General features: G+C 36.3%; 13 protein-coding genes. 6 read left to right on the top strand and 7 right to left on the bottom strand.

Translation table 11 applies throughout. From position 1 onward, the window contains the following. Positions 1-248: 248 nt before the first annotated feature. Positions 249-1,742, bottom strand: a complete 1,494-nt coding sequence (gene pap / locus VB691_RS04550) for a polyphosphate:AMP phosphotransferase (RefSeq protein WP_323290282.1) — start codon at positions 1,740-1,742, stop codon at positions 249-251. A 98-nt stretch (positions 1,743-1,840) separates the two neighbouring features. Between pap and VB691_RS04545 the strand changes: the two genes are divergently transcribed. From VB691_RS04545 to VB691_RS04530, 4 genes are read left to right on the top strand one after another with little or no spacing between them, the layout of a single operon-like run. Then, positions 1,841-2,536, top strand: a complete 696-nt coding sequence (locus tag VB691_RS04545) for a cytidylyltransferase domain-containing protein (protein WP_323290281.1) — start codon at positions 1,841-1,843, stop codon at positions 2,534-2,536. A gap of 37 nt (positions 2,537-2,573) precedes the next feature. Continuing rightward, on the top strand, positions 2,574-3,533 hold the full coding sequence (locus VB691_RS04540) for a phosphoglycerate dehydrogenase (RefSeq protein ID WP_323290280.1): 960 nt from the start codon (positions 2,574-2,576) through the stop codon (positions 3,531-3,533). After that, on the top strand, positions 3,530-4,267 hold the full coding sequence (locus tag VB691_RS04535) for an SDR family oxidoreductase (protein ID WP_323290279.1): 738 nt from the start codon (positions 3,530-3,532) through the stop codon (positions 4,265-4,267). Before VB691_RS04540 ends, VB691_RS04535 begins: the two co-directional genes overlap by 4 nt. 38 nt (positions 4,268-4,305) lie before the next feature. Beyond that, the gene (locus VB691_RS04530) at positions 4,306-5,148 is read left to right on the top strand and encodes a 6-hydroxymethylpterin diphosphokinase MptE-like protein (RefSeq protein ID WP_323290278.1); all 843 of its coding nucleotides are present in this window, start codon (positions 4,306-4,308) and stop codon (positions 5,146-5,148) included. Between the two features lie 11 nt (positions 5,149-5,159). Here VB691_RS04530 and VB691_RS04525 read toward each other — a convergent pair whose 3' ends face one another. The 6 genes from VB691_RS04525 to VB691_RS04500 all read right to left on the bottom strand — a co-directional run bounded on the left by VB691_RS04525 (position 5,160) and on the right by VB691_RS04500 (position 10,933). After that, positions 5,160-5,795, bottom strand: a complete 636-nt coding sequence (locus VB691_RS04525; protein WP_323290277.1) for a cyclase family protein — start codon at positions 5,793-5,795, stop codon at positions 5,160-5,162. A gap of 19 nt (positions 5,796-5,814) precedes the next feature. Then, positions 5,815-6,786, bottom strand: a complete 972-nt coding sequence (locus VB691_RS04520) for a glycosyltransferase (RefSeq protein ID WP_323290276.1) — start codon at positions 6,784-6,786, stop codon at positions 5,815-5,817. 190 nt (positions 6,787-6,976) lie between these two features. Beyond that, entirely contained in the window at positions 6,977-7,801 is an 825-nt protein-coding gene (locus tag VB691_RS04515) for a glycosyltransferase family 2 protein (protein ID WP_323290275.1), read from the bottom strand. A gap of 22 nt (positions 7,802-7,823) precedes the next feature. Further along, on the bottom strand, positions 7,824-8,894 hold the full coding sequence (locus VB691_RS04510; RefSeq protein ID WP_323290274.1) for a hypothetical protein: 1,071 nt from the start codon (positions 8,892-8,894) through the stop codon (positions 7,824-7,826). A gap of 49 nt (positions 8,895-8,943) precedes the next feature. After that, entirely contained in the window at positions 8,944-10,248 is a 1,305-nt protein-coding gene (locus VB691_RS04505; protein ID WP_323290273.1) for a hypothetical protein, read from the bottom strand. A gap of 52 nt (positions 10,249-10,300) precedes the next feature. Continuing rightward, entirely contained in the window at positions 10,301-10,933 is a 633-nt protein-coding gene (locus VB691_RS04500) for a response regulator transcription factor (RefSeq protein ID WP_323290272.1), read from the bottom strand. A gap of 195 nt (positions 10,934-11,128) precedes the next feature. On the opposite strand from VB691_RS04500, the gene VB691_RS04495 reads away from it, so the two are divergent. Both VB691_RS04495 and VB691_RS04490 read left to right on the top strand, forming a co-directional pair. Next, positions 11,129-13,363 carry an MASE1 domain-containing protein gene (locus tag VB691_RS04495; RefSeq protein ID WP_323290271.1) on the top strand — a complete coding sequence of 745 codons (2,235 nt, stop codon included), beginning with the start codon at positions 11,129-11,131 and terminating at the stop codon, positions 13,361-13,363. An 80-nt stretch (positions 13,364-13,443) separates the two neighbouring features. Further along, positions 13,444-14,244: a YwqG family protein gene (locus VB691_RS04490; protein WP_323290270.1), complete on the top strand. Its 801-nt coding sequence runs from the start codon at positions 13,444-13,446 to the stop codon at positions 14,242-14,244. Positions 14,245-14,251 lie beyond the last annotated feature (7 nt).

The following is a 14,251-nucleotide window of genomic DNA, read 5'->3' as shown; positions in this document are numbered from 1 at the left end:
ACCCTACAGTAAGTTTGGTAGGTGGTGGGCTTTCTTATGAACGTCGTTTTAACTCAGTATTCCCCGTAGGGTGGGCAAGATTAACAGTCAGAGAAAATTGAGATGAAAAATAAGCCCTTGCCCACCATTCTTGTACAATGTGATTAATAATGGCTAGGTGGTGGGCATTCTTATTCTCATTTATGTACATCAATTAAATTTTTAGATCATGCCCACCCTACAGTAAGTTTGGTAGGTGGTGGGCTTTCTTATGAACGTCGTTTTAACTCTGCTTCAATGGCATTAATTACGGTTTCTAGCACATGAACACGAGCATAATATTTATCATTTCCTGGTACAATAGACCAAGGTGCAGAGGGTATACTGGTACGAGCAACCATTTGATTAACTGCCACATAATATAAGGGCCATTTTTCCCGATTTCGCCAATCTTCATCCGTTAATTTATAACTTTTAAAAGAGCTATCTTTTCTCTCCTCAAACCGTCTTAATTGTTCCTCATAACTAATATGTAGCCAAAACTTAACTAACACATATCCTGCGGTAGTTAATTGTATTTCAAACTCATTAATTTCCTTATAAGATTGTCTCCAGTCTAACTCAGAGGCAAACCCTTCAATTCTTTCTACTAATACCCGTCCATACCAACTACGATCAAGAATTCCAATGGTTCCCCCTCCAGGAATATGTCGCCAAAATCGCCATAAATAATGATGTTTTTGCTCCTCAAAAGTTGGGGCAGCAAACGCATTGACTTTATAACTTCTAGGATCTAAAGTATCAGTAAGACGTTTAATTGCCCCTCCCTTACCTGCTGCGTCCCAACCTTCAAATAAGACTAAAACCGGAACCTTTTTCTTAAAAATCTTTAATTGCAACTGTCGCAGTTTAATTTGCGCTTCTCCTAACCGTTGTTTGTAATCATCTTTAGGGAGATGCAAACTTAAGTCTACCTTCTCTAAAAAATCCGGTTCTGTGGGTTGTAATTCTGTTTGCGGGGGTAGGGCCGGAATATCAGTTTTCGGCAGTTTTAGACGGTCTAAAGCCTGGGTAATGGTAGCAACTATCTGGGATAATACCTTAACTCTCGCCCAGTATTGACAGTCCCCTTCTACCAATGTCCAAGGAGCATGACCCGTACTGGTATAGGTTAACATTTCCTCAGCCAAAGCTGCATATTCATCATAATGCTTAGCCTGTTGCCAATCTTCAGGACGCACCCGCCAAGATTCTAACTCATCAGACTCATATTTTTTCAGTCGTTTTTTCATCTCCTTACGACTCAAATGAATCCAAAATTTAGCGATCGCAACGCCATCATCTACTAACTGACGTTCAAAGGCATTAATATCGCGCATTAATAAGGAAACCCTTTCATCTGCTACCCGTTTAAATAAGCGATCTTCTAAAACATGGGTATACCAACTATGATAAAAAATGCCAATGCTACCTTTAGGGGGTAATTTATGCCAAAATCTCCAGAGAAAGGGATATTTTGTTTCACGTTCCGTTGCTGCTAAAATGGGATGAACCGCAAACCCACGGGGGTCCATATAAGCAATAATTTTCTGTAATAACTTACCTTTCCCCGCAGCAGCCCAACCTTCTAAGACAATGACGACAGGAAGGTTATTATCCCAACAGTCTTTTTCTAGCGATCGCAACTGTCGCATCAATGCTTCTATTTGAGACTGATAGGTTTCTTTATCAAGGGTTAATTTAAGATCAAGGGTGTCTAACATTGTTTCCCAAAATTAGCAGTATTCTTTAGTATAACAATTAAAAGTGAACAGATAAGGTGTATGCTAAAAGAATTAATTATAAGCATTAAACATTCCTTATGGCTGCTAATTCACCACAACCAACGATTGTCGCTTTTGTTCCCATGCGTCACTCTAGTGAGCGAGTCATTGGCAAAAATTACCGTTTGTTTGCTGGCAAACCGCTTTATCATTATGTTGTTGAAAGTTTACTTAACTGTCCTCAGATTACTCAAGTTTGTATTGATACAGACAGTCCAAATATAATTGAAGATGCACAGCAAAATTTTCCTTCAGTAAAAGTTCTTTTACGTCCCGAACATTTGAGATCTGGAATGACACCAATGAATGATGTTTTACTGAATTCTGTGGCGCAAGTTCCCGCAGATTATTATTTACAAACCCACAGCACTAACCCTTTATTAAAATCGACAACAATTTCTAAGGCAATTGATTTATTTTTTAACAGTCCTGACTATGATAGTTTATTTGGGGTCACTCGTTTACAAACCCGCTTGTATGATGCAGAGGGTAAAGCAATGAATCATGATCCAAATATTTTACTAAGAACCCAAGATCTACCCCCAGTCTATGAAGAGAATTCTAATCTCTATATCTTTACTAAAACTATCTTAGAGGAGAGAAAAAATCGGATTGGTTATAAACCTCTCATGATTGAAATTGAACGAGATGAAGCTTGGGATATTGATGAAGAAGTAGATTTTCGGATTGCGGAATTACTCTATCAGACTAGACAAAAAGCCACTAATGATTAACAATTAAAAATAATCCAATTAAACAATTATAACTCAGATGACTTGGAAAATTCTGATTACTTGTCCCCCCATGTTGGCCTCCATTGATAGCTGTCAAGAACGCTTTAAACTGGAAAATCTTGAAGTTGTCACCCCCAACATTGTTCAACAACTTAGTGAAGATGAACTTTGTCAAATCATTGCTGATTTTGATGGAGTGATTGCTGGTGATGATCCCTTTAGTGCGAAAGTGTTAGAAATTGGTAAAAAAGGTAGATTAAAAGTCTTAGCTAAATGGGGAATTGGGGTAGATGCGATTGATTTAGAAGCCGCCAAAAAATTAGGGATTTATACCTCGAATACTCCCAATGTTTTTGGGGATGAAGTAGCAGATGTTGCCCTTGGTTATACCCTATTACTAGCCCGACAATTACACAAAATTGATGCAGCAGTGCGTCAAGGAAATTGGTTAAAAATTCAAGGTACTTCTTTACGGGGTAAGGTTGCTGGTATTATTGGGGTAGGAAGTATTGGTATTGCGATCGCTCGTCGATTTCAGGTCATGGGTATGAATTTATTGGGCTATGATGTGCGCCCCATTGATGCTCAATTATGCCAAGAAATTAACTTAAAACAAGTTAATTTAGGTGAATTATTTCAACAAGCAGACTGTATTGTTTTAGCCTGTAATTTAACCCCAGAAAACCATCATTTGTTGGATGAAAAAGCATTTAATCTGATGAAAGATGGCACCTGGTTAGTTAATGTTGCTCGCGGCCCTATTGTGGATGAAAAAGCCCTTATTGCTGCCTTAGAAAGTGGTAAAATAGGGAGAGTTGCCCTCGATGTTTTTGAGTCGGAACCCATGACAACCGATAATCCTTTGGTAAACTATGAACAGGTAATTATGGGCAGTCATAATAGTTCTAATACCAGAGAAGCTGTGCTACGAGTTAATCAAATTGCCATTGATAATTTAGTCCGAGATTTAAAACGCGCTGCCGAGGAAAACTCATGAAACCTGTTGTTTTAATTACCGGAGTCGCGGGAGGTATTGGCCAAGCAACAGCCCAACATTTTACCCATCAAGGATGGTCAGTAATTGGGGTAGATCGTCAAAAAAATGTCCAATTGACCGATATTGATGATTATATAATAACGGATGTCTCTGATGAGACTCAAATTGCGTCAGTGGTGCAGAAACTTGATAGACTAGACGGGTTAATTAATAATGCGGCCGTGCAAATTTGTAAACCTCTGGTTGAGATGGATGTGACAGAATGGGAGCAAGTGATGACGGTGAATTTACGGTCAGCATTTTTATTCGCTAAAGCGGCCTATCCCTTATTAAAAGCCAGTCAGGGGAGTTTGGTCAATGTGAGTTCTGTTCATGCGATCGCCACCTCGGCCAATATTGCGGCCTATGCAGCGAGTAAAGGGGGGTTAGTGGCGTTTACCCGTGCCTTAGCCATTGAATGGGCCAAAGATCACATCCGCGTCAATGCCATTTTACCAGGTGCTGTGGATACCCCTATGTTAAAATCTGGGTTAGAAAGGGGTCATCTTTCAGGCAATAATGTGGATGAGTTAATGAATCAATTAGCGGCTAAAACGGTGATTGGTAGAGTGGGAAAACCCTCAGAAATTGCTCAGGGAATCTTCTTTTTAATTAGTCATGAAATGTCTTCATTTATGACAGGTCAAACTTTAGTTGTAGATGGGGGGGCAACCATTAGATTAAGTACGGAATAAAGTTTATTATTATTAACCAACCAAGCAAAGATTAACCCATGAATACCATATTAAGCAAAAGCCTTGAACCCCTCAAAGAGAGAGTAAGATTAGCCCTTAATTATAGCCATGATGTTCACGATTATGGAATTGAAAGAGCAGAGTATTATGAATGGTACCTAAAACATTCTAAACGGTTACAACAATTTAAAAATTGTCATCGAGGAGAAAGTTGTTTTATTATTGGTAATGGCCCATCCCTCAATCAAATGGATCTTAATCCTTTAAAAGAGGTTCATACTTTTGGACTTAATAAGATTTATTTAATCTTTGAAAAAGTCAATTTAAACTTAAGTTATCATGTGTCTGTTAATCCTTTAGTGATTGAACAAAGTGTTAACAATTTTACTGCTCTTTCTTGTCCTTCATTTCTCTCTTTTAAATCCTTTTGTGAATATCGCAAAAAGCAAGAAAATCCCTTAAACATTCCCGACAATCTTTATTTTGTTCTCACCTCATCAACTTGTCATTTTTCATCTAATATTGCCCAGAAAATTAACGAAGGCTATACAGTGACTTATGTCGCAATGCAAATTGCTTTTTATATGGGCTTTAAGCAAGTTTTTTTAATTGGGGTAGATCATAATTTTAAAGCTGTTGGAAAACCCAATGAAAAGCAAACATTAAAAGGGGATGATATGAATCATTTTAGTCCTAATTATTTTGCCAATAAGGAATGGCAATTACCTGATTTAGAAGGCTCAGAATTGTCCTATCGAATCGCTAAATTTAATTATGAACGTTCTGGCCGCATTATTTATGATGCCACAGTTGACGGAAAATTAGAGATTTTTCCGAAGATTTCCTATGAAGAAGCATTAAGTCTGTGTAATAAAAAATAATGACAATGACTTCAAATTTCTTGTAAAATCACTCTAGCTGGCGCACCTTCAACTCCTTCCAATTTAATCGGTAAACAGATTAATTCATAGACTCCCGCAGACACATTAGTTAAGTTTAGTCCTTCGATAATAACCACAGATGATTGTAATAAAATTTGGTGAGTTTCTGGCCCATCATAAAAGCGTTGAATGGACAGATAATCAATGCCAACTAATTTAATACCTTGATTCACTAACCATTGGGCTGCATCGGCGGTAATTGCCACAAAATCACGGTTAAATTCCCTCACTTTATTCTCCCATAATTGGGAGTTTTTTGTCTTCAATAATAACCGTTCAATTCCGGTGGGTAAGGATAAGCCTTCAAGGGTTTCCATTGTGATCACATCAACGGTGGATAAATCAGCAACATAGACTTTACCAATTAATACATCTAAAGACACTAGATCAACACTATTTCCCCCTTTAACAAAATGTAAAGGCGCATCAATATGGGTTCCTGTATGGACACTAAACTGAATACTGGTATCGTTAGCAATATCCCCTTTTTCTAACTCTAAATCACGGTTAAACTTAACAGGGGGACTACCGGGCCAACAGGGTAATTCAGGGGAAACAGACACCGAAACATCAATATAGTTAGGCAAAGTTATTCTCCTTAGATTACTAAATTTTTTCTAGGGGTTTTGAGTGATTAGAATAGTCAATAGTTGGACGGTTTTGATCCAATTGAGATGACTGATTTTGGCGGGATAAACGACGAGGATAATAAAAGGTTTGCTTAAGTTGAATGTTAATCATTCCTTGCTGTGTAAACCCTTGATAGGTTCCCCAAAATTGCATCAAACGGAAGATCGGAATGGAGAAAAAATTGCTAATTAATACCCGATCATGCCAAGCATGAAAATAATCACTAATTAAATTTGTGATAAATAAACGCAAGAAATCCCGAAAATAAAAATATTCTTGGGGATAGATATGTTTGAGGGCGATCGCTTCCCGACGGTAACGATTATAAATCCGTTTAGGGGTTTCATCATGAACATGAATAATTTCCGCTTCGGGAACATAGGTAATGCGATATCCTAAAGCAATGGCTTTTTTGGCCCAATCTAAATCTTCTAATCCTGTTAAACTTTCATCATAGGGAATTTGTTTCCAAAGCGATCGCCGAATAGCGGCATTAGCATTATTACAGAACGGATGAGTTTGATCAACAATAGTTTTATGATCGGGAAACCAAGTCATAAAAATTTGTTGTTCGGCATATTTTGTGGTTTCATTTCCTCTTTGTTTGCCATAAGTTAAGGCAATATCGGGATCATCAAAGGGGGCAATTAATTTTTCTAACCAGTCTTGATATTCAGGATAAACGTGTGCGCTGACAATGACAATAAATTCCCCTGTTGCTGCTTCACAGCCTAAATTAAGGGCCCGTCCAAAAGAAAATTCTTCCGGTTTAATCGATAATAGTTTGATGGGATAACGAGAGGCGATCGAAACTGTGCTATCTGTGGAACCAGAGTCAACCACAATAATCTCTAAATCCTTGGCCGTTTGCTGAATTAAACCGCTAAGTAATCGACCAATATGTTGTTCTTCATTGTAACAGCGAATGACGATAGATACTTTAGACATTTTCTTAATCCTTAATAGAATAGTTAACGCCCTACATCCACTAAAAGAGGGTTAGAACTTTTAAAGGGATAGGTCGCTAATAATGTTTCTTCTGAAAATTTCATGATAACCTCCATTGTTTTGATCTTACTTTACAATTAAAACATAAATTTATCTAGATTTTTTCTAGCTTTTTTGAATAATAGCTAATTTAAACTTTCAAAATTAATTTTATTCTATGAAGTAATTGGTCAACTTTTCTGGTTTTTTTCTGATGTTTAAATTTTTTCTCAAATAAATTAGGGGGATAATTAAGTTCTTGATTCTTATAAAATTCATAAAGTTTAGGAAAAAGAATGGTTTTAAAGAATTCTTGATGGTCAAAATTTTTATTTTTGAAAGTTGTGTTGTTATGTTTTCGATAGAAACTTAAGTAATCAGGAATTGAGTAAACTAGACCAAATACAAAGGCTGTTCTCATTATATAAGCGTCTGCACAAATCCGAAATTCTGTTGGTAGAGGAAAAATTTTTTCAAGGATACTTTTAGGAAAAGAAAGTCCCGATGTCGGAACAAAGAAGTCAATATTTTTGGTTTTTTTCATTTCTTCAAAGCAGTCCCCTGTTGGCAAAACTAACTTATAGGGCTTTGTTTTTCCATCTGACCAGATCTCAAGTCCATGTTGAAGTATTGCATAACTTCCTTCTAGAAAGTTGTGCCATTTAACAATTATTTCTAGTTTTTCTGGTTTCCACCAATCATCACTATCTAGAAAAGAGATAATCTCTCCTTTCGCTACAGTAAACCCCTCATTAAATGCAGAAGCTTGTCCACCATTTTCTTTAAAAACTGTCTGAATACGATGATCTTTATAGGAGTTAATGACTTTTTTAGAATCATCTGTTGAACCATCATCAACGATAATTAGCTCAAAGTTTGAGTAGGTTTGGTTAATCACGCTATCAATAGCTTGGCCAATAAACTGACCATAATTATAGTTACAAAGGATCACAGAAATTAATGGTTTTTTATTCATGATAATTAAGTTTTAGTGACAATTATAGGCTATCTAAAATTAGGGTATTGACTTTTTTTAACACTTTTTTCATGGGATTGGGAAGACCAGAAACAAGTTGTTTAAAGTTTTCCTTGAGATTTTTATTTAATTTTTCTCCCTGAGTTAATCTGTTTTCTTTTTGTCTAGCTTTCTCTAGTTTTCTCCTTTTTTGTTCTGTGATGAAATAACATTCTAGTTTAATTAAGTTTTCATAATTATTATCTAATAATTTTTGTCTATAATTCTCATAGATAGGCTTAACTTTTTCTTGAAAATTTTCTGGTATTAAGTAACCTCTACTTGCTACTTTATCCGATTTTAATGGATTATATCCACTAAAGTGAAAAAAGGTTAATTTTGTTTCACTATTGACCCAATATTGATTGTCTGAATAACTAAGACTTCTTTCAAAGAAATTCCAGTAACATACATTATAACCAGGGTTTTTTTCAATGTAAACTTTCTCAAAATATAAGGGAATAAAGTTTCCCCAAATTTGATCAACAAATAATCCAGAACCAGGTTGATAAAAGCAATATTTTTCAAGTCTTTTTTTCCACCAGTTTAAAAATTCAAATGTTTTTTCGCTTCTTGCTGTTGCTATAAATCCCAAGTTATATAACCCTGTTCTGAGCATTATTTTCTCATAGTAAATATTAATATCAGTATTATCCATCGTAAAGCTATGGGGTGTTATGATGATATTGTATAACTTTAATTTATTTTCTAAATTTTTGAAATCATTGTAAATAAAAATATCAGGATCTAAATAAATAACCGATTCAATATTAGGATCACGCTGATAGAGATATTCCATATAGAACGGTTTCACAGCCGTATTAAGTTCTACAATATTATACCTATCAATCATCTTATCAAGTTCGGGAATTCCTATCTGCTCTAACTCGATTATCTCATAAGGTTCCCAATAAGAAGCATCTAGCTTATCATCAATTCTATCTACTAATCCAATCACAAATTTATAGCTAGGATTATGAAGTAATAGTGAATCACCTAGGGTTTTAGCTTGTGCTAAATAGTTGGCTGAACAAAGAGTTAAGATGGTAATCATAATACAATTTATTTTAGGGATTAACTTGATTAGTTTGCTAGTTAAACTGTTATTCTAACGATAAATATTTGTGGTAGGAATTAATCTTAAGACCTATGGTGTATTCTAGCATTTCTTGAACTCTAGTGATCAATAATTTTTGGTTCATCTGCTTAAAATCAATTATCCTTTGATCTAGTTCTTTTGCACTAGAAAAAACATCATCTTCAAGACCGTATTCACTTGCTTTCTTATCTGGCGAATATCTAAATGATAAAACACCATAGCACATCGATTCATAATAAACCGTTGTGGTTAGATTGTAGGAAATAGTGAAATCAAATTTATCTTCGGTAAGAAGTGTAGATAGAGTTTGATCGCAAGAAACTAAAGGTATTCCAGATTGTTCTATAATTTTTCTGTAATCTAGAGACTTGAAGTGTTGAGGATGTAATTTAATCGCCCACTTGATATCTTGTTCTTTTAATAATTCTCGAATCACATTCAAAACTTCTAGATTAATTGATTCATCTCCTAATCCTCCAAAAAAAATTAGACCACTCCGAAATGATTGTTTGATTGATGATATTTGTATTTGATTATATTTAGGACTTCCTGCTAATAGCAACTTGGTATTCTGAATTCCGTGATTTTTAATCTGATCAACCGTTGCCTGACTCCAACATAATAAATAATTAGCGGTCATATTCTCAATGTTAATTAAATCATAAGGGGGTGAGTCTTGATCACAAAAATATCTATCTACAATAGCGTGTTGTAAAGAGTACGTCGGTATTTCCTTTCGTTTTAAAAAAGCAACTATAAGATTTTCATAGTTTAGAGCAGCGTTAAAAGCAATATATTTTTTGATTTTAATATCATTGGGATCAATTTCCTCCAATATCTCAATTGCTCTTTTATAAAAAAGGAGCTTAGCACTAAAGTAAATAATTTCTTTAAGATTAAGAAACCCTATGGTGCTTCTCATAACGTTTATTATCATAGAAAGGGTTTCTAATCGCTCTATGCTTTTCGATTGATTCGGAATGTTTATGATCTCCAATTTACTCCCAGAAATCTTAGACATAATTATCTCAATTAATTCCAGATAATCCTTTCTATGGGATTGATAATGAGGTAAAGTGAATAAGACTTCTTTCTCTGATGACAAAATTTTTTTAATTTTTTTAAGATTAGGAACTTTTTGAAAATTAGATTTCAGTTGTTGATAAGATATTTTACTAATATCTACTCTTCCATATACATGAACAATAATATCCAACGCAATAATTTCAGCCAAATTATATCCTTTGTATCTGATATTTAGCTTCTTTTTTAGAGTTTGATATTGTTCAAATTTACTTTTTATTGTCATAGAAAAAATTGAATTTGAGTGATAGAGACACAAGCTTTTAATTGAAGAATTATCATACCAAACCAGAACGCAAAGCCACAACCGCAGCTTGTACCCGATCATCAACGGCCAATTTATTCATAATACCTCGAACATGGGTTTTAATCGTATTGGTACTTAAATACAAATCTTCTGCAATTTCATTGTTACTTTTTCCTTCCACAATTAACTTTAAAACTTCTAACTCACGCTCCGATAATAAACTAATATTCTGATTAGGTTCAGGGGCCGGTGGTTTAAGATTATCTAATACTAATCTAGCAATTTGGGGATCAAGATAAGTCGCTCCATCTTGTGCCGCTTCGATCGCCGCTAATAACCGCTCTAAACTGGCCCCTTTAATACAATAAGCATCGGCCCCACTGGATAAAGCTGCCACTACCTCAGTTTGTAACGTATGAGAGGTTAACATTACCACATGAGTATTGGGCAATTTTTCCTTAATTTGTTTCGTGGCCGCAATGCCATCTAAGCGCGGTAAACCAATATCCATGACGACTAAATCCGGTTTCAGTTCCAACGCCTTCTGTACCCCGGTATAGCCATCTTCAGCTTGTCCCACGATTTCAAAGTTAGGATATTCGCTAAGAGCTTGCTCTAAGCCTAACTGCATCAAGGGATCGTCTTCTACAATTAAGATACGCATTGTTCTTGAACGAGTATTAATGTTATTACTGTAGCCTGTTCCTGTCATCCTGTCCCAAAAACCTAAAAAAATCAGTAATTTTTGAGGAGAGATCTTCACAAAATCTGTAAGTTATGCTTAAATTCACCCATCTAGGGGAGGTAAAACAATTCTGAAGTTAGGCACTCTTTAGTTAGAGTGAGATGTTTAAATATTATGACCTTAGATCGTCATCAATTTTCGTCCAAGTTGGTCAAACTCGCTCTCGTCACTCTCGCTTATTGGGGTGGGGGTGGTTTAGCTCAGTGGGGAATGGAAATCGGAGCAGAAGTGTCTCCGTTATGGCTTCCGGCCGGAATTGCCTTAACCGCCCTATTAATCTATGGAGAGGAGATTTGGCTCGGTATTTTTCTCGGTGATGCCCTTTTAATGTTAAGCTTGGGAGCCAGTTTCGGACTAGCCCTCAGTTCCGCCGCTGGGAGTACCCTTGCTGGCTTAATGGGGCTGAAGTTGCTGCGCTGGTGCAAGTTTTCTCCCCGCCTCGCTAGAATTCAAGATGTAACCGCTTTGATCCTCTTGGCGGGCATGGCTGCGTCTTTGTTCAATGGAACCGTAGATACTGTTTCTCGGTTGTTGATGGGGTATTTGACTTGGGAAAATTTTGGCCAACAATGGTGGATGTTATGGCTCGGAGACTGTAGCGGAATTTTAGTGATTACCCCTTTTTTATTGCGTTTACAACTAGACAGGGGGGCGTTATTTCGTCAACACAAGCGAGAGCGCATCATCGAAGTAGCCATTTGTAGCAGCCTTTTACTAGGGTTAGGTTGGCTGGTGTTTGACTACCATGGGAAAGCCTCTAATCTCTTAGACGGGGGCTTAAGTAATGCTCAATACTTGGAATATTTACCCTTTCCTATTGTGGTTTGGGCTGCTATTCGTTTCCAAACTTGGGGGGCGGTTTTAGGCAGTCTATTTGTGTCCTTATTGGCGATCACCGGAACCCGTCAAGGGGTTGGCTCCTTTGTGATGCAAACGAATAATTTGCCCCAAGCCACGCTGTTATTACAAATGTTTATTATTATTGTCACCGCGACTGCTCTACTATTATCAGCAGCAGTAGCAGAAAGGCAACTGGTGGAAAAACAGTTAAGAGTGACTTTAGAGCGCGATCGCCTTTTGGCTGAAGTGGCTTTGCGAATTCGTCAATCTTTGGATTTAGACCAGATTTTTCAAACAACAGTCGAGGAAATTCGTCAATTAATGCACGGGGATCGGGTGTTTATTGCTTCTTGGCAAGATGGGGGACGCATTGAAGTGGTGGCGGAATCGGTTTCTTCTCATTACCCTAGTTTATTGGGGGGCAGTGCTAGAGATGATTTATTAACAGATTTACCCTCTTTATTTACTCAGGCCCAAACATTTATTGCTGATGATATTGCTCTCTTAAATTTATCGTCAGGGGTGGAACAATATACTCAACTTTATCAGATTAAAGCGGCTTTAGTGGTTCCTTTACATCTAGATGGTAAACCATTAGGCTTATTAGTTGCTCATCAATGTTCAGGGGTGCGTCATTGGCAAAAACAAGAAGTAAGATTATTAGAACAATTGGCGGGTCAAGTGATGATTGCTATGAGTCAAGCAAAACTTTATCAACAAGTACAACAACTCAATTGTAATTTAGAAAAACAAGTAGAAGATCGCACCAGTCAATTACAAGAAAAGATGCAAGAAGTTCAGGAATTACATGATATGAAAGCCGTTTTTTTACAAGCGGTTTCCCATGATTTACGCACCTCTATTATGGGACTGTTAATGTTATTGAAAAATTTGCAACATCGCCCTGGGGAGAGTTTAATGCTCTCCCGTTCTATTTTGGAACGGATGATTAATAGTAGCGATCGACAATTGGCTTTAATTAATGCTCTGTCAGAAGATCATTTTTCAGAACAAAGACAATTAGTTGTACATTTTCAACCCCTATCTTTAAAAGATTTTATTGAGCAACTGGCTCAAGATTGGCAGCCGTTATTAGAAGAAAATCAAGCAACTTTAACTCCGATAATTTTCGATGATTTACCACCTATTTATGGCGATGCTGAACAATTACATCAATTATTTGATCATATTTTAGCTAATTCTTTGAAACATAATCCTCCTGGTATTCAGTTAACCATTGAAGCAACGGTTGAGGAAGGAATGATCTGCTGTCGGTTAAGTGATAATGGTATTGGTATGGGACAACAACAATGTGAGCAATTGTTTAAATTGTATCTTCGTAGTTTACATGATAGACGTAGGACAGGAATTGGGTTAGGATCTTATCAATGTCGCCAGATTATTGAAGCTCATGGGGGCAATATTGGGGTTGATAGTACCCCAGGAAAGGGTTGTCAGTTTTGGTTTACATTACCCATTGCTAGAAGTCAACCCTCAGCTGTTGGCTGAAAGTAAAAAGTAAAAACCTAATCCTGTTAATATTAACCGTCCCAAAGTTCTGGTTTTTTTCCCTATGTACCTGATTGATTATGAAAATTCCTAAGCAACTCGAACCCATCAAAAAAGAGCTTGAATCTACCATTAAGCCTTATCTTAAAATTACCCCTACTTTTAGCAATAGTTTGACTCTATGGGAAAGTAAATTTGGGGGATATCCCTATTTTCCCAAAGCGTTAGATTATCCGAAAAATCCTGAAGGACAACCCTTAGTTTTATTAGCTCAAATCAATTTTTCTGATATCTTACTATTAGAAGGATTTCCAAAAGAAGGAATACTACAATTTTATATTGATAGTCACCATGATTTGTATGGGTTTGATGATGAAGATATGACCAATCAAGCTCATTTTCGGGTACTCTATTTTGATAAACTGGATTTTGATGAAAGTAATTTGATTACTGACTTCAGTTTTTTACCAAATATCGATGATCTGGAGACTTTTTTGCCATTTATTGGCAGCTTTTCCTTGACATTTGAACACAAACATGAACCAATAAGTGGCTGTGATTATCGCTTGGAAAATTTAATTGAAGACTTTGCTGATGAGTCAGAAGAAGACTTAGATTTTTGTGACTTAGCAGATGAGTATTTGGAGTTTTATGAGGGGGAAGAACATAAATTAGGTGGTTATCCCTTTTTTACCCAAGATGATCCTAGAATGGACTTAGACGAAACAATAGAACCTTATGAGTTATTATTTCAAATGGTGTCTGATGATGGGGCAGATATTATGTGGGGAGATGCAGGGGTTGGCAACTTTTTTATTCAACCCTCTGCTTTAGAAAAGTTAGATTTTAGCCGAGTCATTTATTATTATGATTGTTGTTAAAAAAGGT

The sequence above is a fragment of the Crocosphaera sp. XPORK-15E genome, assembly GCF_034931425.1.
Lineage (GTDB): Bacteria > Cyanobacteriota > Cyanobacteriia > Cyanobacteriales > Microcystaceae > UHCC-0190.
This window is presented reverse-complemented; position numbering and strand designations above follow the sequence as displayed.

Excerpts from the sequence above, each read along its gene's own strand:
- pap (WP_323290282.1), bottom strand. The coding sequence starts at position 1,742 with ATGTTAGACACCCTTGATCTTAAATTAACCCTTGATAAAGAAACCTAT.
- VB691_RS04545 (WP_323290281.1), top strand. The coding sequence starts at position 1,841 with ATGGCTGCTAATTCACCACAACCAACGATTGTCGCTTTTGTTCCCATG.
- VB691_RS04540 (WP_323290280.1), top strand. The coding sequence starts at position 2,574 with ATGACTTGGAAAATTCTGATTACTTGTCCCCCCATGTTGGCCTCCATT.
- VB691_RS04535 (WP_323290279.1), top strand. The coding sequence starts at position 3,530 with ATGAAACCTGTTGTTTTAATTACCGGAGTCGCGGGAGGTATTGGCCAA.
- VB691_RS04530 (WP_323290278.1), top strand. The coding sequence starts at position 4,306 with ATGAATACCATATTAAGCAAAAGCCTTGAACCCCTCAAAGAGAGAGTA.
- VB691_RS04520 (WP_323290276.1), bottom strand. The coding sequence starts at position 6,786 with ATGTCTAAAGTATCTATCGTCATTCGCTGTTACAATGAAGAACAACAT.
- VB691_RS04515 (WP_323290275.1), bottom strand. The coding sequence starts at position 7,801 with ATGAATAAAAAACCATTAATTTCTGTGATCCTTTGTAACTATAATTAT.
- VB691_RS04510 (WP_323290274.1), bottom strand. The coding sequence starts at position 8,894 with ATGATTACCATCTTAACTCTTTGTTCAGCCAACTATTTAGCACAAGCT.
- VB691_RS04505 (WP_323290273.1), bottom strand. The coding sequence starts at position 10,248 with ATGACAATAAAAAGTAAATTTGAACAATATCAAACTCTAAAAAAGAAG.
- VB691_RS04500 (WP_323290272.1), bottom strand. The coding sequence starts at position 10,933 with ATGCGTATCTTAATTGTAGAAGACGATCCCTTGATGCAGTTAGGCTTA.
- VB691_RS04495 (WP_323290271.1), top strand. The coding sequence starts at position 11,129 with ATGACCTTAGATCGTCATCAATTTTCGTCCAAGTTGGTCAAACTCGCT.
- VB691_RS04490 (WP_323290270.1), top strand. The coding sequence starts at position 13,444 with ATGAAAATTCCTAAGCAACTCGAACCCATCAAAAAAGAGCTTGAATCT.